Here is a 22,847-nt window from a genome sequence, read left to right as displayed (position 1 = left end):
CCCATTCCGAACCCGGAAGCTAAGCCCCATTGCGCCGATGGTACTGCACTCGACAGGGTGTGGGAGAGTAGGACACCGCCGAACACCCGTTTGCTGGAGGCCCCCAACTGTGTTGGGGGCCTTCAGTGTTTTGTATGGATAGTGTTTCTGGGGCAAGTGTTTTTCGATTTGTGTTTCAACGAAGGGACCCACAAGTGGGTCCCTTTTTCGTATTTATTGATCATTGTCCGGTCAGTGGGCAGGATGCACACCGTGACGAAGGCCGAGTTGTTGCGCGTGGCTGTCGGGCAGCCGGCGGTGGTCGACGGCGACCACGTTGCGTCGACGTTCTCTGCCCGGCAGTACCGGACAGCGGTGCTGTATGAGTCGGCCCTTCCGGTGCCGAATTAGACGGGTGTGAATTCGAGATGGATCGAAGCCAGGCCGCGGAGGATATACGTCGGCTCGTAGGTGAAGTGACGATCGTCGGCGGGCCCGTGCTTCTCCTCGGAGATCTTGATGTCCGCCATGCGGTCGAGGAGGCGTTCGACGGTGACGCGAGCCTCGACCCTGGCGAGAGGTCCGCCGGGGCAGGAATGCACTCCTCGTCCGAAAGCGATGTGTTCGCGGGCATTGGCGCGGTCGAGCTGGAGCTCGTGGGGTTCGGGGAATCGCCGGGGATCGCGGTTGCCGGCGGGCAGCGACACCATGACCGGAGTGCCCGCGGGAATGTCGACGCCGCCGAGTGTGGTCGTCTTCTTCGCGAGCCGGAAGTCGCTCTTGACCGGGCCTTCGAGGCGCAGGGCTTCTTCCACGAACTGCGGGATGAGACTGCGGTCTTCGCGAAGTTGCTTCTGGAGATCGGGATTTTCGGCGATCAACCTGAACGATGCGGTGATCAGTCGGGCGGTGGTGTCCTGCCCCGCACCGAACAGGAACGTGGCGAGGCGTACGAGTTCGACCACTTCGGGGGTCTCGCCGTCGGAGTACGTCGACTCGGCGAGTATCGACAGGACGTCGCCGGCAGGTTCCTCTCGTCGGGACTCGATGTAGCGGGAGAACTTGGAATCGAGAAATTCCAGAGGATTGGCGCCGAGTGCGCCGTCTTCGGCCATCGCGCCCGGAGTTTGGGTGGACAGGTGCGCGACGAACGCGGCGTGATCGGCCTCGGGCACACCGAGGAGATCTGCGATGGTCAACAGCGCGAAGGGCTGCGCGTATTCGTTGAGCAGTTCGACCTTGCCGGCGCCGTGGAACGTGTCGATCAGGAGGTCGGCGAGCCGCCACATGAACTCTTCGTTCTCCTCGAGTCGCCTCGGGCTGAACAGACCGCCGAGCAACCTGCGGATCCGGGTGTGCTTCGGCGGGTCCATGGTGACGAGGTGCTCGTTGAGCGGAATCTCGGGCCGGTGCTGCTCGATCTGATCGGTGATGTCATCACCGTTCGCTTCGAAGGGCATACCGGGGAAAGGGCCGGTCGCGGCGTTGATGTTCGAGTACGTCGACGTATCGCGCAGAACCGCAAGGCATTCGTCGAAGCCGGTGACCGCCACAACGCCGCGCGGTTCGATGAACTGCACGGGGCACCTGGACCGGAGATGGTCGAAGTAGGGGTGTGGATCGGGAATGAAGGACGGGTCGGTGAAGAAGTCCTTCGAGTCGAAGTCGTTCAATCGGGTCTCCTGACGTCGTGCGCACGGGAACGTGCACAACTGCGGTAGTACCGATCAACGTCAGCCTCGCCCGATGCTGAGCGCCTGCCTAGCAGTGCTGGATACATGGATAGCATGGGACAGCAGATGTGGTCAAGGACACATGTATTGCGCGGCTACCATGGCCCGAACCGGCGACCCGCCGCGACGAAACGGAGGTGGGGCATGACGTCGTCCAGGCGGATAGGTGCACCGGACGCGAAGAATCGTTCGGTGCTACTCGACGCAGCGGAGCAGCTGATGGTGGAAAGCGGTTACGCCGCAGTCACTTCGCGCCGGGTTGCAGACAAGGCTGCCCTCAAACCGCAGTTGGTCCACTATTACTTCCGCACCATGGACGACCTCTTCATGGAGGTCTTTCGGCGTCGTGCGGAAGAGGGCTTGCAGATCCAGGCAGCGATCCTGGACGCGCCCCACCCTCTGCGGGCGCTGTGGAACTTCAGTACCGACTCGACCGGCGTTGCGGTGACCATGGAGTTCATCGCGCTGGCCCGCCATCGTCCCGCCTTGCGTGCGGAAATCGCGCGTTACTCGGAACTGTTCCGCGTGGGTCAGCTGGCCGCGGCCGAGCAGGTTCTCGCACGCACCGAGTACGACGTATCGAGGATTCCGGCCGTGGTGGTGTCGGTCCTGATGACGAGCATTTCCCGTGTCGTCGTCATGGAGGAGGCATTGGGCGTCACCGCGGGGCATGCCGAAACCATCGAGCTCATCGACTGGTGCCTGGGAGTCCTCGAGAACGAGGCCGCCGACCGGGCGATCGGCAACGTGCGCGGTCGCTCCGACCTGCGATAACGCCGACGGCGCGCCCACCGCCGGCAAGCAATTCGAAAACATCCATTGCATGAATGAGAATTGTCTTCTACCTTGATGAGCGGGAAGATCTCGTCTCGACGTCCGGTCGCCCGCGGGTCGTCGAGCCTGCCCCTGGATGCGCGCCGTCGTGTCGGTGACCCGACGGTCGTCGCCCGAATCGATATGCCCGAGAATCGCTTCGGTTTGCGAGTTTCTCCGATATGCCTACGCGTGCAGCACTTTTCGATGATGCTTTCGGTGTGCCGGCGAATGCCGCGCACGCGCTTTCTCACTGTCGAGGGGGAACGGCCGTGGCACAGACCATTTCGAGATCGGCGTCGCGCTGCCGGTTCCCGCTGAGCTCCGGTCCGGTCGGCGCCGGAACGCAAGGTGAGCGGTGATGGCGACGCCTGCGGCCAACGAGATCGGTGGTTGGGCACGGGGATACCTTCGTCGTCACCCCATTGCCGCACTCGAGACCGTGGGCGGTCAATTCGTCCTGGGTTTCCGCGCTGTCCAGTATCTGTTCATCGATGTCTTCACTCTGCGGTTTCCGTTCGTGGAGTTCGTTCGGCAGGCCGCGTTCATGGCTTCGGCCTCGGCGTTGCCGACGATGTTCGTCGCGGTGCCGATCGGCGTGACCCTGTCGATCCAGTTCGGTTTGCTGGCCGGCCAGGTCGGCGCGACCTCTCTTGCCGGTGCGGCGAGCGGCCTGGCAGTCATCAAGCAGGGAGCACCCATGGTCGCGGCCCTGCTCATGGCGTCCGCGGCCGGTTCGGCGGTGTGCGCGGACCTCGGGTCCCGAAAGATCCGAGACGAGATCGACGCAATGGAAGTCATGGGCTTGTCGGTGATCCGCCGACTCGTCGTTCCACGCCTCGTCGCTGCCGTCGTGGTCGGGCTCGCCCTGACCGGGCTGGTGTGCTTCGTAGGATTTCTCTCGGGCTATCTCTTCAACACGTTCGTCATGAACGGCACCCCCGGTAGTTTCGTGTCGACTTTCGCCTCGTTCGCGACCATCGGGGACTTCGTGCTGACGATGATCAAAGCGACAGTGTTCGGCGCCATCGTCGCCATCGTCGCGTGCCAGAAGGGTCTGTCGACCCGGGGCGGGCCCGCGGGAGTGGCCAACTCCGTCAATGCGACCGTCGTTGCCTCGATCCTTCTGCTCATGATCGTGAACGTCGTCTTCACGCAGGTGTATGTGCTGCTGTTCCCGCGGACGGGGTTCTGAGTGGCCTCCCGGTACGTGCCTCGCGGCACGCGCCCGTTCGTCGTCGCAGGCAGGGCACAGGCCAGATCGATTCAGCGTCTCGGGCACATGGTCGTGTTCCTGCTCCGCGCGGTCGCGGCCGTCCCTGTGACGCTGCGTCACTACAGAAAAGAGTTCTTGCGCATCCTGTCCGATGTCACGTGGGGAAACGGGTCGCTCGTCGTCGGCGGCGGCACCGCGGGCGTGATCATCGTCCTGGGAGCGTCCGCCGGAGCGATCGTGGCGATCGAAGGCTACAACGCACTGCATCTGCTGGGCCTCGAGCCTGCGACCGGAATGGTGGCGTCGACTGCGACCACCCGGGAACTCGCACCGATCATGGCGTCGCTCGCATTTGCGGCGCAGGCTGGTTGCCGGTTCACCGCGCAATTGGGTGCGATGCGGATCTCGGAGGAGATCGACGCGATGGAATCACTGGCGATCCGCTCGATCCCGTACCTGGTCACCACCCGGCTACTCGCATCGGTCGTGGCCGTCGTTCCGTTGCACCTCGTGTGTCTCACGGTGAACTACGTTGCGGTGCAAGCCGTCATCGGTTTCACCGGAGGTGTCTCGTCGGGGACGTACGAGCACTATTTCGCCTTGGTGCTCAGCGGCACGGACATCTTCTATTCGCTGCTCAAAACGATTGTCTTCGTCATCATCACGACGACGATCCAGTGCTACTACGGGTTCTATGCCTCCGGGGGGCCGCAGGGCGTAGGCACCGCTGCCGGTCGCGCGATGCGCGCCAGTATCTCCGCGATGATCGTCGTCAATCTCCTCATGACGGTCGCGCTGTGGGGCATCGGGTCGGGTGCGAGGCTCGGGGGATAGCAGATGGCGATCATTCTGGAAAGCGATACCGGGCAGATGACCCCCACCAGGCTGTTCACTGCCGGCGCCGTCGCGTTGCTCGTCGCTGTGACGCTGGTGGTCCTCGTGGTCGTGAAGGTCGATGGCAGATTCACGGAGACGGTCGACGTCGAGGCGGCATTGTCCGACATCGGGGACGGTCTGCCTGCCCGTTCGGACGTGAAGTTCCGCGGGGTCCTCGTGGGGGAGGTCAGCGACGTTCGCCGGCCCGAGGGAGAGCGTGCCGGGGTCGTACTGATGTCGTTGAAACCCGAGTACGCACAGAGTATTCCGGGCATTGTGACGGCCCGCGTCGTGCCGAGCAATGTCTTCGCCGTGTCGTCGGTCCAACTTGTCGACAACGGTGCGGCGCCACCGCTGCACGACGGGTCGACGATCCTCCAGGACACCAGCTTGTCGACCGTGCAGTTGCAGACCGCACTGACGAAGCTTCGCGAGATCACAGCCGCGACAGCGAGAGCCGAAATGCAGCACACTCTCGGTGTTCTCGCCGCCGTGGCCGAGGCCACCGACCGGCGTGGAGACGACATCGTCACCGCCGGGGCGCAACTCGACCGAATTGTGCGGGAGGTCGGAGCAGTTCTCACGCCGGACGGAGGGCCGTCGACACTGGTTGCCCTGTCGGACGCCGTGCGGGGGCTCAGCGAGTCGGCGCCGGACCTGCTCGACGCCGTCCATCACGCTGTCGTTCCGATGCGCACGATCACCGAGCAGCGGGCCGAACTGGACACCCTCCTCGCTGCCGGCGCCGACACCCTGTCCTCGCTGGCAACGGGCATGGAGAAACACGCGGACACGGTGATGGGGGTTACGGCGGCGTTGACGCCTGTACTGGGCGTAGTGGCGGACGGGTCGTCCGCGTTCACGCCGATCACCGTGAGGATGCGCCGTATCTCCGACAAATGGTTCGAGAGTTTCTGGCCGGAAGGCGAGGAGCGGGGGATGGGCAAGTTCATCTTCCAGTTCACACCGCACCGCATGTACACACGAGCCGACTGTCCTCGCTACGGTGACCTCGCGGGTGCGAGCTGCGCCACCGCACCGGACACGGGAGCGCCGCCGATCTCGTCCCTGGACAGGGAGCCGCCGATCGTCAGCACCGTGCCGGTCGGTGGAAACGTCGGTCCGGTCGGCGGCGAGCAGGAGAAGGACCTCCTCGGCAAGATTCTCGGAGGCGATGCGTCGGCCGCAGCCGAGTTGCTTCTCGGCCCTGTGGCGCGTGGAGCCGTCGTGAGCATCATCCCCGACGCGGACGGAGCGCCGAGATGAGCTACCGCACACCGTTGATAGGCCTGGGCCTGTTCCTGATCGTGTCCATCGCGCTGACCTGGCCGGTGCTCGTTACCCTCCAGCGCGGCGTGAACGGCTCGACGACACCGTACAGCGCGGTCTTCAGCGACGTGTCCGGGCTCAGGGTGGGAGACGACGTGCGGATGGCCGGTGTCCGGGTGGGCCGCATCGATTCGATCGAACTCGACGACACGGTTGCGCGGGTTGCCTTCCGCATCGAGTCGGATCAGGTCGTGTACGACAACACCGAAGCCGCGATCACCTATCAGAACATCATCGGCCAGCGGTATCTCGGTCTGTCGCTCGGCGACGGCGGGTCCGCGACCCCGCTTCCCGCACACACCGAGATACCCCTCGAGCGAACCGAGCCGTCCTTCGATATCAGTGTGCTGCTCAACGGTTTCGAACCCCTCTTCAGCGTTCTCGATCCGGAGCAGGTGGACGAGATCACCGGAGCGATCATCGCTGCGTTGCAGGGCGACGCCGGATCCGTGACCACGCTCGTGGCCGAAACATCCCGTCTGGCAGAGTCCCTGGCCGAGCCGGACAGGATTCTCGGCGACATCATCGTCGATCTCGACGGAGTGATCAACGATCTGGCGACGCAGAGCGGGGACGTCGACTCCGTCATCGGCAGCGCGCGGGCGATCTTGGCGGAACTGTCGGCGAGGCGCACCGAGACGATCGAGTCGATGGACTCGATCGCCACGACCGTCGACCGCCTTGCCACTCTGACTGCGGAGATACAGCCCGATCTGCACGACATGCTTGCCAGGGAGCCTGGATTCACCGAGCACTACATGGACAACCTGGAGGAGTTCGAGTATTTCGGGAGGAACCTGCCGGCGCTGCTCAAGGGCCTCGCCCGGGTGAGCCAGGACGGCAGCTATCTCAGCACATACCTGTGCAACTTCAACGTCACGCTGATACCCGCTCTGAGCAACGTCATTCCGACGCTCGTCGCGCAGGCCACGCCCGAGGGCCGTGCCACGTACTCCCCGGTGTGCGGGTGATGCGCATGATGCCGGAGAAGACGGCAACCACGCGAGCGCGGAAGCCCACGCTCGAGGACCGAAGTCCGCTCCTGCTCGGCACCCTCACGGTCCTCGGCATCATCGTGGCACTGGCGGCCACCGTGGTCGTCTCCGGTGCCGGACTCGGCTCGGTGCGATACGAAGCCGAGTTCGCGCAGGCCGCGCGGATCACACCCGGTGACGGGGTGACGATCGCAGGCATCCAGGTCGGGACGGTCGAAGCCACCCGGCTCGACGGAGAACACGTGCTCGTCGAGATGGACATCGATCGGGGTGTGCATCTGGGCGTCGACACGATCGCCTCGATCAAGCTCACCACACTGCTCGGATCCCGTTACGTGGAACTTCGTCCGGCCGGTGCAACACCCTTACCGGACAACCGGATTCCACTCTCGAACACCGTGGTCCCCTACGACCTGCAGGCCGTCCTGGCCGACGCAACCACGACGTTCGAGCAGGTGGACGCGGAACGGCTGGGCACGACACTCGACACGCTCTCCGCCGAACTCGACGGGGTTCCCGCGCTGTTGCCTCAGGTGATGGCGAATATCGAGAGCCTGTCGGGCACCGTCGCCGATCGACGCGATCAGATCGGGTCGATCCTGGAAGCCACCGCGTCGATGACGAGCATCGTGCGCGCACAGCAACACAGTCTGGGTTCCCTCGTGCGGGACGGTCGGGATCTGATGCACGAACTCGAGTCCCGGCAGAACCTGATCCAGCGGTTGCTGACCTCGACGGCGGAACTGGTCGAGGTCCTTCACTCGGTCGTCGTCGACGACCGTACGGAGATCGATTCGCTCATAGCGAGCCTCAGCGGGCTGCTGCACACGTTGAGCAACAACGACGCATTGTTCCGCAACATCCTTCAGATCCTTCCGGTACCGATCAGGAACTTCGCGAACGCGTCGGGGACGGCCAACGAGGTCGATTTCACCGCACCGGCAGGGCCGATGATCGATTCGTGGATGTGCGCTCTGGCCGGTCACACCGGCGACCCCAGCCTGACCGCCTACCTCGGGGAGTGCGAATGAGATCGAGGACCGTTCTGGTCACAGTCGCGATCGCCGCGATGGTCGTCGCCGTGGCTGCTGTCGTTGCCGGACGCATATCGGCCGAACCGGACTCGATCACCGTCACCGCGCGCTTCGACAGTGCAGCAGGACTCTACGAGGGAAATGAGGTCGCGGTACTCGGCATTGCGGTCGGCCGGGTCACCACCGTCGAGGCCCGGGGTACTCACGTGGCCGTCACGATGGAGATCGACGGCGATACCGACATCCCGGCGGACGTCCAGGCGGTCGCCGTGTCCACCTCGGTGCTGACGGACCGGCATGTCGAACTCACGCCCGTCTACGCGGGCGGGGAAGTGCTGCAGGACAACGACACCATCGAACTCGACCGCACCCGGACTCCCATCGAGTTCGACAGACTGCTGGCGATGGCCGACACGATGGCGCTGGAACTCGAGGGTGACGGTGAGGGCAACGGTCCGGTATCGAGTCTGCTCGACCTCGGCGTCGGCATGACCGCAGGGAACGGAGTCGGGATCAGAAGTGCACTCGGGAGGCTGTCCGAAGCGATGAAGCTGAGTTCGGACCAGGGTGCCGCAACCGGAAACCAACTGACCGCGATCGTCGACAACCTCTCCGTCCTGAGCAGCACCGCCGCCGCGAACGACGCGGATATCCGAGAGTTCGGTGAGGCGACCGGAAGGCTGAGCGCGGTGCTCGCCGAGTCGAATCTCGGGTGGGGGGATACCGGCACGCACATCAACGAGGTTCTCGCACAGGCGACCTCTCTGCTGCAGGACAACCGTGAACCGATTCGCTCCACGATGACGAATGCGGAGGCGGTCACCCGTGCGCTCGCCGAGTACCGCAACGAGGTCGGCGAGTTTCTCGATCTTGCGCCGCTGCTGATGGACAACGCGTACAACGCTATCGATCAGGAGACCGGGGCCGCCCGGGTACACGCGCAACTCGAGAAGGTCTTTTTCGACGGAGAACTCGTGTCCCAGGTATGCACTCTTCTCGAGATGCGCGACCTCGGGTGCAGCACGGGCACCCTGAAGGACTTCGGTCCGGGATTCGGGATCGCCTCGATGCTCGAGGGAATCGCGGGGCTTCCGAGATGATGTGCTCGTGGTGGCGCCGGGTGGCGGTCGTGGGTACGGGAGCGGCGGTGCTCGTCACGACGGCATGCTCCGTCGGATTGGAGGATCTTCCACTGCCCGAACCAGGAGTGGGCGGCGAGTCGTATTCACTGCACGCGACTTTCGAGAACGCGTTGAACCTGCCGACGAAGGCAAAGGTGAAGTTGTCGGGAGCCGACATCGGTGAAGTCGCGTCGATGGTGGTGCAGGATTACACAGCGGTGGTCACGATGCGCATCGCGAGCGGCGTGACCGTCGAGGCAGGTACGACCGCCGAACTTCGTTCGGCCACCCCCCTCGGCGATGTGTTCGTGGCCTTGCAGCCGCCGCCCGAGGCCACCGGCGCCACGCCACTCCGGGAAGGCGACACCATTCCGCTGTCTTCGACCTCGGCGGCAGCGACCATCGAGGAATTGCTCTCCACTGCATCGGTTCTCGTCAACGGCGGTGCCCTCCGCAATTTCACGAAGATCGTCAACGGTCTGGGGGAGGCGGTCGGGAGACGTGGCGACAACCTCGCGAATCTCGTGAACGAATCGACGCGACTGCTCGGGCTGATCGCACGACGTACCGACGAGATCGAGGAGACGCTCGTCCGTACGGATCAACTGATCACGACGATCTCGGAGCGCCGGTCGACGATCGACGACGTCGTACTCGCGGCGCGGCCCGCACTGGACGTGGTGGCCGCCGAGACGTCGCAGGTGCTCGATCTGGTCTCGCAAGTCGACCGCATCAGCCGGCAGATCCAGCGATTTCCGGCGGTGCAGGACACCGATACCCGCAGCATTATCGCAGACATCAACCGCATTGCGGCAGAGCTGAATGCGGCGGCGACCGATCCGGAGGCCGAGCTCTCCGCCGTCAACAGATTGCTGGCACCGATCATGAAAGTCACGAGCAGCACGGCGGCGAACACCGACGCGGACCTCGAGCAGTTGGTGATCGGATCCGAGCCGATTCCGGGGCACCCGGGCGATCCGGGAAGCCGGTTGCCCGACGACACGGATTGGCAAGCCTTCGTGGGAACGCTGACGTACACGCTGACACGTCTGCAGGGCCGGCTGGAGGCGGGAGGATGACCCACCGGCCAGGAGTGCGGCGAGTACCGGACGTGGTTGCGGGCGGGGTGGTGTCCGGGGTCCGCATCGGAAACGCCCATCGGTTGGGGTTGTCGCTCGCGGCACTCGTGATGACCGGAATCCTGGGTGTCGGCTATCTGGTGTTCGGTGTCTTCGATCTGGGGCTGTCGGGCGGGACGATCCGCGTACGAGTCCATTTCGACGATTCCGGCGGCATCCTTCCGGGGCGCGACGTGGCCCTCCGTGGTGTACCCGTCGGAAGTGTGACCTCCGTGGACCTGACCGGCGACGGCGTTGTCATGCTGGCCGAGATCGATTCCCGGACCCGGATTCCGATCGGTGGTGAGGTGCGGGTGGCGGGACTGTCGCTCGCGGGCGAACAGTATCTCGACTTCCGGCCCGCTACCGATGACGGTCCGTATCTCGAAGACGGAGCGGAGATCTCGTCGGACGACACCACCACACCTGTCCCGTTGTCGGCGCTCATGCACGACATGGACGGCATGCTCGCGCAAATCGATCCGGCGTCGTTGCAGACCATCGTGGACGAACTCGGTGTCGGACCGGAAGGACCCCGGAAACTGTCCGACATCGTCGACGGCGGCACGTTTCTCATTTCGGCACTCGACGGAGTGCTGCCGCAGACGGGCACGCTCCTGCGCACCGGGAAGGTCGTGCTCGGGACGCTTGCCGACGCCGCGCCCGGCCTGCAGGCCGTGTCGGCAGAAATGGAGCACACGCTCGGTGGAATCGAATCGATGGATGAGGGATTCCGGTCGTTCGTGCAGACGGCTCCCGACACGATGGCGGCGGCCGACGCGATCATCGCCGAGAATTCGCCCACGATGGTGCAGCTGCTGGGCAATCTCACCACCGTCGCGCAGATGGCGTACGTGAGGGTGCCCGCCCTCGAGGAGTTCTTCTTCCCGAGCGAGCGGGACGGGTCCACGCTGGAGGCGCTCATGACGGCGTTCCGTGACGACGGCGTCTGGGCTCTCGTCAACATCTACCCTCGATATTCGTGCGACTACGACCTGCCGCGTGAGTCGCCGACGATTCCGAGTTTCCCCGAGCCTTTTCTGTACACGTACTGCAACAACCCCGATCCGTCGACTCTCGTTCGGGGCGCGCGCAATGCGCCGCGGCCTGTGGGAGAGGAAGGTGCGGCCGGATTGCCGCCGGGTGCAGATCCGCGTCGGCGCGCAGATCCGACTCCCATCGGGCCTCGGACGGTTCCGCTCGAATACGGCGGTCCGACCATGCCCTGGGAAAGCGTCAACTGAGCCGGTTACCGAAAGCCCGAATGGAGAACGCACATGAGTACCGAGAGCGCGACAGTCGGAGAAGACGTGCCCGGCACCGAAAGGGCCACCGTCACCGAAAATGCCACCGCCACCGAATCACCGGATACGCAGGCGGACGGCACGACACCGGCGAACCCCGCCGGGGACGGGCGGCCGTCGGTATCCCGGACGTTCCGCAGGGCAGGGTTCGCGGTGCTGGTGGTTCTCGCACTCGCTGCAACTGCGACAGCCGCGGTGTTCGGTGTGCAACTGCGCGACGCGAAGGCCGTCGAGAGCGCAGCCCGTGAGGCCTCCGACATCGCACGGCAGTACGCCGTCACCCTCACCTCGGTCGGTGCCGACCTCGAGAGTGATTTCGCCGCAGTCCTCGACGGGGCAACCGGCGACTTCGAGAAGATGTACGCGGAGTCGAGTGAGCAACTCCGGCAGTTGCTGATCGACAATCAGGCGCAGGCCGAGGGTGTCGTCGTGGAGTCGGGTATCAAGTCCGCGACACCGACGAAGGTCGAGGTGCTGTTGTTCATCGACCAGTCCGTGACCAATGCACTCGTTCCCGAGCCGCGGCTCGACCGCAGCCGCGTCGTGATGACCATGGAACTGGTCGACGGTCGCTGGCTCGCGTCGCAGGTCGATCTGCCGTGAACCGTCCAGTCTCCGCCGATCAGATTCTCGGGGGTGCCGGAAGTTCCTTCTGGCCCAGCCACGCATCCCAGAGGGGGCGCAGCGAGGTGTCGGAGAAGCGAGCAGCGAGATCTTTGAATTGTGTCGTCGTGACGTTGGAATGGCGATGCTCCGACGTCCATGTCCGGAGAAGCGTGAAAAACGAGTCGTCGCCCAGAGTCAGGCGCAACGCATGCAGGGTGAGCGCTCCGCGCTTGTAGATCCGGTCGTCGAACATGTCCTTCGCGCCGGGATCCTCGAGGAGGATGTCCTGGGGCTTGCGGGAAAGGCCGCGATACGCGTCGGCCGCGAGGGCCTGGGCAGACGGCCCACCGGAGTTCTCGGACCACAGCCACTCGGCGTAACACGCGAAACCTTCGTGGAGCCAGATGTCGCACCAGCGAGACAGAGTCAGGCTGTTGCCGAACCACTGGTGAGCCAATTCGTGTGCCACGAGCCGTTCTTCGGTCCTGTGCCCGTCGCAGAAATTGGCCCCGAACGTGGACAGACCCTGCGCCTCGATGGGGATCTCGAGGTCGTCGTCGGTCACCAGGGCCGTGTAGTGCGCGAAGGGGTACGGGCCGAACAGGCGCGTGAACAACTCGAGCATCTCCTGTTGCCGCCCGAAGTCCTTGTCGAACGCGTCGCGCAGGCGTGACGGGTGCACCGCGTACTGCGGCACCGGCGACGACGCGATCGCGCGCATCTCGTAGTGCCCGATCTGCACGGTCGCCAGGTACGTCGCCATCGGCTCGGGTTGCTCGTAGACCCACGTGGTCCGGCTGGATTTGGTCGTCTTGTGGACGAGCGTTCCGTTCGCGATCGCCTGGAACGGCGCGTCCGTGGTGATCGAGATGCGGTAGGTCGCTTTCGATCCGGGATGGTCGTCGCACGGAAACCACGACGGAGCGCCGTTGGGCTGGCTCGCGACGAGCGAGCCCTCCTCGAGTTCCTCCCACCCGACATCACCCCACATGGTGTGGAGCGGTGTGGGGGTGCCGGCGTACTGGACGGAGATGGTCAGCACCGCGCCCGCGGGGATGGCGTCTGCGGGGGTGACGGTGAGCTTGCCGCCGCGGTGCACGAACTTGGCGGGTCGTCGCCCGTTGACCGTCACCTTGGACACGCGCATCGACGGTGCGAGGTCGAGTGCGAACTTTCCCCGCACATCGGTGGTCGTCGCGATGATGACGGCCCGGCCCTCCAACCGGTTCGCCATGATCTTGTAGGCGAGATCGAGTTCGTACCGCGACACGCGGTAACCGCGGTTGCCGCTGGTCGGAAGGTACGGGTCGAGGGGACGGTCGGCGGTCACGGGCGGCACCGGCTTCGCGGCCTTGATCGGTTTCACCGCGGTGACCAGTCGCCCGGGGACGTCCACGCCGAGATCGGGTTGCCCTGCCAGCGGGTCGACGGTGGCACGACGTCGCCGCGCATCACCAGAGATGCGGGTCCGACAGTGGCGCCGTCACCGATCCCCGATGCGGGTAGCGCGACGCACTGGGGGCCGAGGGTCGCGCCGGCGCCGAGAGTCACGGTGTCCATGGCCATGATCCGATCATGGAACAAGTGTGTCTGTACAACGCACCCGCGTTCCACTGTCGCGCCGTCGCCCAGCGTCACGAGGTCCGCTTCGGGCAGCCAGTAGCTTTCGCACCACACACCGCGTCCGATCGTGGAACCGAGTGCGCGCAGCCACAGGTTCGTGGCCGCGGTGCCCGTCGCCGCGCGGGCGAACCACGGCGCGGCGACGGTCTCGACGAAGGTGTCCGATACTTCGTTGCGCCACACGAACGAACTCCACAGCGGATGTTCTTCTCGGCCGATGCGCCCCACGATCAGCCATTTCGCCGCGATCGTCACCAGGCACGCGACCGCGCCGGCGGCCATCAGCACCACACCGCCGAGCAGGATGGCGATCCGGTACCCGAAGTGCGACGCGAGCGTGTTGAGCGTGAAGAGGACTCCCAGCCCGATCCCGAACGTGACGATCATCGGAACGAGCCGGCAGGTCTCCACGAGACCGCGGGCGATCCGCAGCTTCGGCGACGGTGCGAAGGTGCGGCTCGCATCGCTGTCACCCGCAGCGCGGCGCAGTCGCACCGGGGGACTGCCGAGCCAGGACGACCCCGATTTCGCTTTCTGGGGCGCGGCCGAGAGGACCGCGACGAGACCGTGCTTCGGGACACGACGGCCGGGCGCCGCCATACCGGAATTACCGAGGAACGCCCGCTTTCCGACTTTGGCGTGCGAGATGTAGAGCCAGCCGCCCCCGAGTTCGTACGACGCGACCATCGTGTCGTCGGCCAGGAAGGCTCCGTCGGCGACCTTCGTGAACTTGGGCACCATGAGCACCGTCGACGCCTCGACGTCCTTGCCGATGTCGGCGCCGAGGAGCCGGAGCCAGCCCGGCGTGAGCATCGACGCGTACAGCGGGAAGAGGAAGGTGCGCGACGAATCCATCAGACGCTCGGTGGCCCACACCTGCCAGCCGACGCGGCTCCGGACCGGATGCCAGCCCTCCGTCATACGAATCGACAACAGTCGCACGGTGATCAGCGTGGTGAGTGCGAAGACGAACATGGTCAGCAACGCCGCGACCGGAAGCATCGCCAGGGACCGGGGAACGGCGTCTGCGACGGTCGCGGTGTCGCGCACCCACCACACGAGTAACGCGACACCTGCCGCGATCGACGCGATCGGCAGGCCGCCGAGGAGGACGGAGGTCAAGGCGTAGACGGGAATCCAGCGGGCTCCGCGGGGTGGTGCCTCCGAGGGCCAGGGACGGTCGGCCTTGCCGATCTTCTTGGCCGGCGACCCAGCCCAGTGCTGCCCGGACTTCACGCGCCCGAACACCGCGGAGCCGGCCTCGACTTCGGCATTCTTGCCGATGCGCGCACCGGGGGCGAGGAACGAGCGGGCACCGACGGCCGCGCCGGCACCCACCCGGATGGTGCCGATGTGGACGAGGTCGCCGTCGACCCAGTGACCCGACAGATCGACCTCGGGTTCGATCGAGCAGCCGTCGCCGAGTTCGAGGAGCCCGGTGATCGGGGGAAGGCTGTGCAGATCGACATCTCGTCCCACCTTCGCTCCCAGGGCACGAGCGTAGTTCCGCATCCACGGGGCGCCCGAAATGTTGGTTGCTCCGACGGCGTCGGACAGGCGTAGCGCCGTCCACAGTCGCAGGTGCACCGAGCCGCCCCGCGGGTAACTTCCGGGAACCACATCGCGGAGCAGCAGCCGCGCTCCCACGACGGCAAGCGCCATGCGCCCGGGAGGGGTAAGGAACAGGGCGGCACCGAACACGGTCCACCACCACGACAGGGTGACCCTCCACGGCACGTCGACGACCAGGCTGACGACGTTGTTGAGGATCGCGAGCCAGACGACCCACTGCAGTCCGGTGAGCGTCATGAGCGGCACGGTCGCGACGATCTGCGCGAACTGTGCGCGACGGGACACCGGAGCGACCACGCGGTGCGTGGCAGCGGTCGTCGGAGCCAGTTCGTCCAGGTAGACGGCGAGGGACCCGAGGCGTGGCCGGTCGTACAGCTGTGCGACGGTCATTTCCGGGTAGCGGGCACGAATGGCGGTGACGAGCTGGGCGGCTGCGAGCGAACCCCCGCCGAGTTCGAAGAAATCGTCGTCCAGGCCGTCGATGGGAGCGCCGAGGATGTCCGTCCACAACCCCGCCAGCCACGCGGCGGTGGGGTCGAGACCGAGGGCGTCGATCGAGTCGGCGTCTGCGCCGGGGAGCGGCCACGGCAAGGCGTTGCGGTCCACTTTCCCCGAGGTTCGGGTGGGGAGTTCGTCGACCCGGGCGAGCCGGGGCACGAGGGCGGCAGGAAGCTGCTCGGACAGGAGGTCGTGCGCGGCCGCCAGATCGAAGTCGGGGTCCGTCGAGGCGAGGTAGCCGACGAGAACCGAGTGTCCCGTCGCCGTCGTACGGACGGCGCAGGCGGCGCCGGCGACGCCCGGCAGGTTCTGCAAGGCATTGTCGACCTCACCGAGTTCGATGCGGCGTCCGCCGATCTTCACCTGATCGTCGGCACGCCCCTGGAACAGCAGTCCTTGCCGGTCGAGCACGACGAGGTCACCGCTGCGGTAGGCGCGCGACCATCCGAGACTCGGCATGGGCGCGTACTTTTCGGCGTCCTTCGCCGGGTCGAGGTATCGCGCCAGTCCCACGCCGCCGATGACGAGTTCACCGGCTTCTCCCTCGGCGACGGGGTTGCCCTCGGCGTCGACGACAGCGAGATCCCAGCCGTCGAGGGGCAGCCCGATGCGGACCGGCCCGGAGCCGTCCATGAGTGAGGCGCACGCGACGACGGTGGCTTCCGTCGGACCGTAGGTGTTCCACAACTCTCGTCCCGGAACGGCAAGCCGTTCGACGAGGTCCGGCGGGCAGGACTCGCCGCCGAAAATGAGCAGCCGCACCGCTTCGAGAGATTCGGCCGGCCACATCGCGGCGAGGGTCGGCACGGTGGAGACGACACTGATGTCACGCGAGATCAGCCACGGGCCGAGGTCCATGCCGGACCGGACCAATGAGCGCGGAGCGGGCACCAGGCACGCGCCGTGGCGCCACGCGAGCCACATCTCCTCACACGAGGCGTCGAATGCGACCGACAAGCCGGCCAGTACCCGGTCTCCCGGCCCGATCGGAGCGTCTCGGCAGAACAATCGCGCTTCGGCGTCGACGAACGCGGCGGCGTTGAGGTGGGTCACCGCCACACCCTTCGGAGTGCCGGTCGACCCCGACGTGAAGATGATCCACGCATCGTCCTCGAGCCGTGGACCGCGCAGCGGCGGGTCGGCCCGTACGGGAGCGGTACCGGGACCGATGCCGTCGTCGGTGACGACGGCGGTCACCCGGGCCTCGGAGAACACCAGGTCGGCGCGTTCGTCCGGGTCGTCGGCGTCCACGGGAACGTAGGCCGCGCCCGCGGCCAGGATCGCCAGGATGGTCACATACAGTTCGGCTCTGCCCGAGGTCATCCGAACCCCGACCCGATCGCCCGCACCGACCCCGGCGTCGAGGAGGGCGTACGCGCCTACCCGGACTTTCTCGAGCAGTTCCGCGTAGCCGATGACGCCGGTGCCGTCGTCGATCGCCGGTGCGTCGGGATGCGCCTCGGCGGTCGCGCGCAGGATGTCGACGAGGGTGCGGGCCGGCGGTGCGTGTGACGCGCGAAGAAACTCTGCGGGGATCACAGAGCTGCGGGGTTCAGCGGGGAGTGGGGCAGGCAAGTCCGCGGCGTCCTTCTACTCGATGGTGCTCCGGTTATCTCACGTTCAAGTGGACACGAGGTGAACGTCGGGGCACATCGCAGGGCCCGGGTGTGTCGCGCCCCGGCCGACTCGGAGGCGGTATTTCGGCAGGTCCGCGGCGTTCGTCCGCACTGTCGCGGTCGGCGCACCACATCCGGTTTGACACGGGACCGCCCGACTGCAATCCTCTTCGGCAGGTCATGAGTACCAGCATCGAGCCCCGGCTTGCTGGTCGGCAACCCTCCTCCGCGGTGGGGTGCTCCGGGTGACGACCTGGCTGTGATTCCAATACCGGACACGGCAAGCGCGGACTCCGCCGGCGATCGTTTCCCTTCGTCGTGGCGATTACCGACGGGTCCCTGGATCGACGAGGGATTTTGTCATGACTGCTGCATCTGCCACCGCCTGCATCGCGCCGTTCGCACACGTCTCCGGATGTGATGTGCAGGTGCCGCTCGTGCAGGGCGGCACCTGCACCTACGCCAACTTCGATTACGCGGCGAGTGCACCCGCTCTCGCCACAGTCACCGAACGCATCGCCGAGTTGCTGCCGTACTACGCGAGCGTCCATCGCGGCGCCGGATACGCCTCGCGGGTGAGCACCGCGAGTTACGAGGATTCGCGAGAGTCGGTGGCGCGCTTCGTCGGTGCCGACACCGATCAGGTCGTCGTTTTCACCCGCAACACGACCGATTCGCTGAACCTGCTGGCGGGTGCGGTGCCCGGTGACGTCGTGGTGCTCGATATCGAGCATCACGCGAATCTCCTCCCGTGGAAGAACTCCCGGGTTGTCGTGGCGGCCGACTCGATCGCGGAGACCGTGCAGCGTATCGCCGAGGAACTGAACCGGGCGCCGGCCGCGCTGCTCGCCGTCACGGGTGCCTCCAACGTGACCGGTGAAGTGCTGCCGATCTCCGAGCTCGCCGCCCTCGCTCATTCGTGCGGTGCGCGGATTCTCGTCGACGGTGCGCAGTTGGTGCCCCACCGCAGCGTGGATCTCACCGCCGACGGAATCGATTACCTCGCCTTCTCCGGTCACAAGCTCTACGCCCCGTTCGGCGCCGGAGTGCTCGTGGGACGCCGCGACTGGCTCGACACCGCCGAGCCGTACCTCGCCGGTGGCGGCGCGGTGCGCGAGGTGACTCTCGACGGTGCCGAATGGGCTTGTGCCCCTGCGCGACACGAGGCCGGAACACCGAACGTACTCGGGGTTGCCGCCCTGGCCGCGGCATGCGACACCCTCGGCGGTTTCGACACCGAGGCCGCGGCGCGGCACGAGGAAGAACTGTGCCGCCTGCTCGTCGACGGATTGAGCGGCATCGAGGGCGTCGAGATCCTGAAGTTGTGGGACGACTCGGAAGACTGCGTCGGCATCGTGACCTTCACCGTGGATGGATACGAACCGGGTGAGGTGGCGTCGTACCTTTCGGCCGAGCACGGAATCGGAGTGCGCGACGGGCGTTTCTGCGCGCACCCGCTGCTCGCACGCGTGGGACGCCCGGGTGGGGCGGTGCGCGCGTCGCTGGGGCTGGGCAGCTCGTCGGCAGACGTGGACCGGTTGCTCGCCGCGCTGCGCACTCTGGTCGCGCAAGGACCTGCGTGGACGCACGCGAAGACCGGCGGCGTGTGGAGCCCGGCACCGGAAACCCGGCCCGGACTCGCGCAGTCGGGAGAGGGTGCGTCGCAATGCATCTGAGTGTGAGTGTTGTGGTCGACAATTCCCCATGGGGTAGGTAGGGTTCTCGTCATGACCTCGGAGGCGACTGCAACGGCGCACTGGTGCCGCCGGCATGTCGATCTGTGCCGCACCGCCTCCGGTACCTGTCCGGACTGAGTTCTCTCCGCGCGCTTTTCAGCTGCTGCCGCATCACGGCTCATTCGAGAGGTTACTCATGTCCGATACCGATTCCACGTACCGGGACCGGACGCGGCGGTTGCTGCGCGTCGCGGTCGAACTCTCCGGGCAATCCGGACCCGACTACTGGGCCGATCTCACCGTCGGCCGTCCCGACGATCCTCCGCTCGACCCTGCCGCGCCGTCCGGCAACGTAATCCGGGTTCGCGCCGCAGACCTGCGGGAAACAGCGAAGATTCGCGACCGGATCCGTACCGAGGCCGTCGCGGAGGGCCGCGACCCCGACGCGGTGACGGTGCTCGTCGACCTCGAGGTGGTCGTCGATCCCGATGCACGTGCCGCGCGGATCCGCCACGCTCGGACCGACGGGATTGCCCGTCGGGGTCCGAGCACGTTGTCCTATGTGGGAACGCCGCACGGGCTCGCGAGCCTGATCGCCGACATCCATTCCGTCGGGGTGGCAGACGGCGTCACGCTGATTCCGTCGACGGCGCCGTTCACGGTGGAACATCTCGTCGACGGCACGCTCCCGTGGCTCGAAGCCCGCGGACTGCTGACGGTGTCACCGACTGTTGTGGAGGTTCTGCGACGGTTCGGTGAAGGGGCAGGTCCCGCGGCACGCGCGTCGTAGGCCGAACTGGGACGAGCGAAGGGGCCGGAGATTTTACCAGCCCCTTCGCTTGTGCTCTAGGCGCTTCGTCGGTGGAGAGGGGTGACGACGTGGACGCGCGCGTCGGGGTCGAAGCGGTAGCCGGCGCCTCGGACAGTGGTGACGATGTCGCCGAACCTGCCGAGTTTCGACCGGATACGGGAGACGTGTACATCGACGTCCCGGTTGCCGCGTTCGGGATCGATGTAGCCGGCACCGAGGGTACGCAGAGTCGATCGGGGAACCGCTGTGTGAGGGCGATCGACGAGATACGAAAAAATCTCGAATTCGGTGTGGCTCAGCTCTACTCGGCTGCCGTCGAGCACCAGGCCGCGAGCGGGCAGGTCCACCACGAGCGGTGCGGGCCCCGGGCTGAGGAGCGTGTGGGTGCGTGCGCCGGGAAGAAGGCCGGTCGCTGTTTCGCGGAGCGCGTCGGCGAGTGCCGCGAGGTCGCCGGGGTGGACAGCGCCCGTGTCCGAAACTTGGACGATGAGAACGAGTTCCGGCTCATCGACTGAGGAGGTGCCGGTTGCGCGTTCGAGGTGGTCGGTGGTCATTCGAAGACTCCGCTCGGAGAATGGACATCGGCGCGCCGCATGACGCATATGCCGCGGGTGACTATCGCGGTTGCCGGGAAAGGAGAAGGGCTGGTGCGTATCTCAGCGCGCACACAGGCTCGAGCGGGTGCGGCACAGGTCGACGTGCCTGCGGCTCCACGCTCGGTCGGTCATGAGTCGAAGTGTACCGCGCGTGGCACTTCGGGTGGTAGCCGAGCGGTACCCCTTCAGTCCACGTCCACGTCGATTCCCGCCGTGACGCGCATCAGTTCGCGGTACGTGGTTCGAAACAGCGTGTTGGCGCATCCACCCGCCGCCCACAGTTCCGCGTGGTCCTTCAGTGACCGATCGATGTAGGTCGGGAGGTTGGTGGGGTGTCCGAGCGGGGCGACACCACCGACAGGCTGGCCGGTGACCTCGACGACCACCGAGCGGGGTGCCGGCGCCAGGGTGCCGCCGAGGCGCTCGCCGGTGCGGTCGAGTGCGACCCGGTGTGCGCCCGACACCAGGAGCAGGATCGGTTCGTCGTCGAGAAGGAACACCAGGGACTTCACGATGGAGCCCACGTCGGCTCCCACCGCCGCCGCGGCCTGTTCCGCGGTGGTCACGGAGTCGGGTTGCCTGGTGATGAGCCCGTGGTGTCCACGAGCGATGAGCGTGTCGGCGACACGGGCCACGTTCGGGTGCCAGAACCTGCTCATGAGTCAAGAGTAGGACCTGCTCATCGGGGACGAATACGCGAAACGCCCGAGGAGTTTCGGGGCGGTGGCAGTGCTCGCCGACGAGGGACATTACTCTCGAGTAATGACCGATCACACCAGTTGGAAAGCGTTCACCGTCGAGCACAAGGACCACGTCGCCCAGGTGACGCTCATCGGTCCCGGCAAAGGCAACGCGATGGGCCCGGACCTGTGGTCCGAGCTGCCCGTCCTGTTCGCCCAACTCGACGCAGATCCGGACGTGCGTGCCGTCGTGCTGGCCGGCGCCGGCAAACACTTCACGTTCGGCCTCGACCTCGTCGCGATGGGTGGTGACCTCGCGGCGGTCCTCGCAGACGGTGCCCGCGCGAAGGCGCGCACCGAGTTCCACGGGATGGTCAAGCGTATGCAGGCAGCCATCACGGCCGTCGCCGACTGCCGCAAGCCGGTCGTCGCGGCGATCCAGGGCTGGTGCATCGGCGGCGGTGTCGACCTCATCACCGCGGCCGACATCCGCTACGCGAGCGCCGACGCCAAGTTCAGCGTCCGCGAAGTGAAGGTGGGCATGGTCGCGGATGTCGGCACCCTCGCGCGCCTGCCGTACATCATCGGTGACGGGCACGTCCGGGAACTCGCCCTCACCGGCAAGGACATCGACGCTGCGCGCGCCGAGAAGATCGGTCTCGTCAACGACGTCTTCGCCGACGCCGACGACGTCCTCGCCGCGGCCCACCGGACCGCTGCGGAAATCGCGGCGAACCCGCCGCTGGTCGTGCACGGGATCAAGGACGTCCTCGACCACAGCCGCTCGGCGCAGGTCGACGACAGCCTTCGCTACGTCGCGGCATGGAATGCGGCGTTCCTGCCCTCGGAGGATCTCGGCGAGGCGATCAAGGCGATCTTCGAGAAGCGCCCGCCCGAGTTCAAGGGACAGTGACGACGGCCGGTACCCCGGCACACCCCCGACACGACGAATCTCCCGGCCGATCCGTGGATCATCCGGGAGATTCGTCGTTGCAGGACACTCAGGTGTTCTGCGGCAGGCTCAGTGGCCGCCGTTGTCCTTCAAGCGCGCGATGGAGGCAGTGACCTCGGCCTCTGCGTCGGCGCGGCCCGTCCAGTCCGCGGCTTCGACGTGCTTGCCCGGCTCGAGATCCTTGTAGTGCACGAAGAAGTGCTTGATCGCGTCGAGTTCGAACTGCGGCACGTCGCCGATGTCCTGGATGTGATCCCACCGCGGGTCACCTGCGGGGACCGCGAGAACCTTGTCGTCGCCACCGGCCTCGTCGACCATCTTGAACATGCCGACCGGACGGGCATCGACGATGACGCCGGGGTACACCGACTCGGGGAGCAGTACGAGGCAGTCGAGCGGATCGCCGTCTTCACCGAGAGTGTTCTCGATGTACCCGTAGTCGGCGGGGTACCCGAACGCGGTGTAGAGGTAGCGGTCGAGCTTGACGCGGCCGGTCTCGTGATCGACCTCGTACTTGTTCCGCTGCCCCTTGGGGATCTCGATGGTGACCTCGAACTCCACGCGCTTGCCTCACTTCGTCGGTGTTTTCGCTCGCCGATACGACATCCGTATCTGCGGTGATGGTCCGGAGAAAGGATAACGGGCGCGGCGCTAGTCTGGACGACGCAGGTACCGGACCACGAAGGCGGCCACCAGGGC

Annotated in this window: 20 protein-coding genes, 1 rRNA gene and 1 riboswitch; of the genes, 15 read left to right on the top strand and 6 right to left on the bottom strand. The window is 66.1% G+C overall.

Translation table 11 applies throughout. The features are described from left to right. A 5S ribosomal RNA gene (rrf, locus tag TVH25_RS07420) occupies positions 1 to 84 on the top strand; the annotation flags it as partial. Positions 85 to 252: 168 nt separating this feature from the next. Next, a complete protein-coding gene (locus TVH25_RS07415; protein WP_422423718.1) occupies positions 253 to 390 on the top strand; it encodes a hypothetical protein in 138 nt (45 codons plus the stop codon). On the opposite strand, the gene TVH25_RS07410 is transcribed toward TVH25_RS07415, so the two are convergent. Next, positions 387 to 1,652, bottom strand: a complete 1,266-nt coding sequence (locus TVH25_RS07410; protein WP_422423717.1) for a cytochrome P450 — start codon at positions 1,650 to 1,652, stop codon at positions 387 to 389. The two genes, TVH25_RS07415 and TVH25_RS07410, sit on opposite strands and share 4 nt — an antisense overlap. Positions 1,653 to 1,856: 204 nt before the next feature. Here TVH25_RS07410 and TVH25_RS07405 point away from each other — a divergent pair, with 204 nt between their 5' ends. The 10 genes from TVH25_RS07405 (at position 1,857) to TVH25_RS07360 (ending at position 12,121) form a co-directional block, all read left to right on the top strand. Then, complete coding sequence (locus tag TVH25_RS07405; protein WP_169622821.1) at positions 1,857 to 2,486, top strand: TetR/AcrR family transcriptional regulator; 630 nt, start codon at positions 1,857 to 1,859, stop codon at positions 2,484 to 2,486. Between the two features lie 400 nt (positions 2,487 to 2,886). Next, positions 2,887 to 3,720, top strand: coding sequence for an MlaE family ABC transporter permease (locus TVH25_RS07400; protein ID WP_422423716.1), 834 nt, complete (start codon positions 2,887 to 2,889; stop codon positions 3,718 to 3,720). Then, positions 3,721 to 4,575, top strand: coding sequence for an MlaE family ABC transporter permease (locus tag TVH25_RS07395; protein WP_422423715.1), 855 nt, complete (start codon positions 3,721 to 3,723; stop codon positions 4,573 to 4,575). A 3-nt stretch (positions 4,576 to 4,578) separates the two neighbouring features. Next, a complete protein-coding gene (locus TVH25_RS07390; protein ID WP_422423714.1) occupies positions 4,579 to 5,883 on the top strand; it encodes an MlaD family protein in 1,305 nt (434 codons plus the stop codon). Beyond that, positions 5,880 to 6,917 carry an MlaD family protein gene (locus TVH25_RS07385; RefSeq protein WP_296551678.1) on the top strand — a complete coding sequence of 346 codons (1,038 nt, stop codon included), beginning with the start codon at positions 5,880 to 5,882 and terminating at the stop codon, positions 6,915 to 6,917. The genes TVH25_RS07390 and TVH25_RS07385 overlap by 4 nt, the downstream gene beginning before the upstream one ends. A gap of 5 nt (positions 6,918 to 6,922) precedes the next feature. Continuing rightward, a complete protein-coding gene (locus tag TVH25_RS07380) occupies positions 6,923 to 7,972 on the top strand; it encodes an MCE family protein (protein WP_422423713.1) in 1,050 nt (349 codons plus the stop codon). After that, complete coding sequence (locus tag TVH25_RS07375) at positions 7,969 to 9,075, top strand: MCE family protein (protein WP_422423712.1); 1,107 nt, start codon at positions 7,969 to 7,971, stop codon at positions 9,073 to 9,075. The genes TVH25_RS07380 and TVH25_RS07375 overlap by 4 nt, the downstream gene beginning before the upstream one ends. A gap of 20 nt (positions 9,076 to 9,095) precedes the next feature. Further along, entirely contained in the window at positions 9,096 to 10,175 is a 1,080-nt protein-coding gene (locus TVH25_RS07370) for an MlaD family protein (RefSeq protein ID WP_422423711.1), read from the top strand. Then, positions 10,172 to 11,458 carry an MlaD family protein gene (locus tag TVH25_RS07365; RefSeq protein ID WP_422423710.1) on the top strand — a complete coding sequence of 429 codons (1,287 nt, stop codon included), beginning with the start codon at positions 10,172 to 10,174 and terminating at the stop codon, positions 11,456 to 11,458. The genes TVH25_RS07370 and TVH25_RS07365 overlap by 4 nt, the downstream gene beginning before the upstream one ends. Positions 11,459 to 11,491: 33 nt before the next feature. Next, positions 11,492 to 12,121 carry a hypothetical protein gene (locus TVH25_RS07360; RefSeq protein ID WP_422423709.1) on the top strand — a complete coding sequence of 210 codons (630 nt, stop codon included), beginning with the start codon at positions 11,492 to 11,494 and terminating at the stop codon, positions 12,119 to 12,121. A 19-nt stretch (positions 12,122 to 12,140) separates the two neighbouring features. Here TVH25_RS07360 and TVH25_RS07355 read toward each other — a convergent pair whose 3' ends face one another. Both TVH25_RS07355 and TVH25_RS07350 read right to left on the bottom strand, forming a co-directional pair. Beyond that, complete coding sequence (locus TVH25_RS07355; protein WP_422423720.1) at positions 12,141 to 13,502, bottom strand: M1 family metallopeptidase; 1,362 nt, start codon at positions 13,500 to 13,502, stop codon at positions 12,141 to 12,143. Continuing rightward, positions 13,487 to 17,392, bottom strand: a complete 3,906-nt coding sequence (locus tag TVH25_RS07350; RefSeq protein WP_422423708.1) for a Pls/PosA family non-ribosomal peptide synthetase — start codon at positions 17,390 to 17,392, stop codon at positions 13,487 to 13,489. Before TVH25_RS07350 ends, TVH25_RS07355 begins: the two co-directional genes overlap by 16 nt. Positions 17,393 to 17,609: 217 nt before the next feature. Next, positions 17,610 to 17,726, top strand: a riboswitch (SAM riboswitch). Positions 17,727 to 17,795: 69 nt separating this feature from the next. Between TVH25_RS07350 and TVH25_RS07345 the strand changes: the two genes are divergently transcribed. Then, a complete protein-coding gene (locus TVH25_RS07345; protein ID WP_296551668.1) occupies positions 17,796 to 19,109 on the top strand; it encodes an aminotransferase class V-fold PLP-dependent enzyme in 1,314 nt (437 codons plus the stop codon). A 196-nt stretch (positions 19,110 to 19,305) separates the two neighbouring features. Beyond that, positions 19,306 to 19,899, top strand: a complete 594-nt coding sequence (locus tag TVH25_RS07340) for a hypothetical protein (RefSeq protein WP_296551667.1) — start codon at positions 19,306 to 19,308, stop codon at positions 19,897 to 19,899. Positions 19,900 to 19,955: 56 nt separating this feature from the next. Here the strand turns inward: TVH25_RS07340 and TVH25_RS07335 are convergent, their stop codons facing one another. Beyond that, positions 19,956 to 20,474: a winged helix-turn-helix domain-containing protein gene (locus tag TVH25_RS07335; RefSeq protein WP_422423706.1), complete on the bottom strand. Its 519-nt coding sequence runs from the start codon at positions 20,472 to 20,474 to the stop codon at positions 19,956 to 19,958. Between the two features lie 227 nt (positions 20,475 to 20,701). Then, complete coding sequence (locus tag TVH25_RS07330) at positions 20,702 to 21,175, bottom strand: YbaK/EbsC family protein (protein WP_169622808.1); 474 nt, start codon at positions 21,173 to 21,175, stop codon at positions 20,702 to 20,704. Positions 21,176 to 21,278: 103 nt separating this feature from the next. Here TVH25_RS07330 and TVH25_RS07325 point away from each other — a divergent pair, with 103 nt between their 5' ends. Beyond that, a complete protein-coding gene (locus TVH25_RS07325; RefSeq protein WP_169622807.1) occupies positions 21,279 to 22,109 on the top strand; it encodes a crotonase/enoyl-CoA hydratase family protein in 831 nt (276 codons plus the stop codon). A 108-nt stretch (positions 22,110 to 22,217) separates the two neighbouring features. Here TVH25_RS07325 and TVH25_RS07320 read toward each other — a convergent pair whose 3' ends face one another. Beyond that, positions 22,218 to 22,709 carry an inorganic diphosphatase gene (locus tag TVH25_RS07320; RefSeq protein WP_169622806.1) on the bottom strand — a complete coding sequence of 164 codons (492 nt, stop codon included), beginning with the start codon at positions 22,707 to 22,709 and terminating at the stop codon, positions 22,218 to 22,220. Positions 22,710 to 22,847: the final 138 nt, after the last annotated feature.

The sequence above is a fragment of the Rhodococcus sp. 7Tela_A2 genome (assembly GCF_049311045.1).
Classification (GTDB): Bacteria; Actinomycetota; Actinomycetes; order Mycobacteriales; family Mycobacteriaceae; genus Rhodococcus.
The sequence above is the reverse complement of the archived record's forward strand: the minus strand, read 5'-3'. Positions and strand labels throughout refer to the sequence as shown.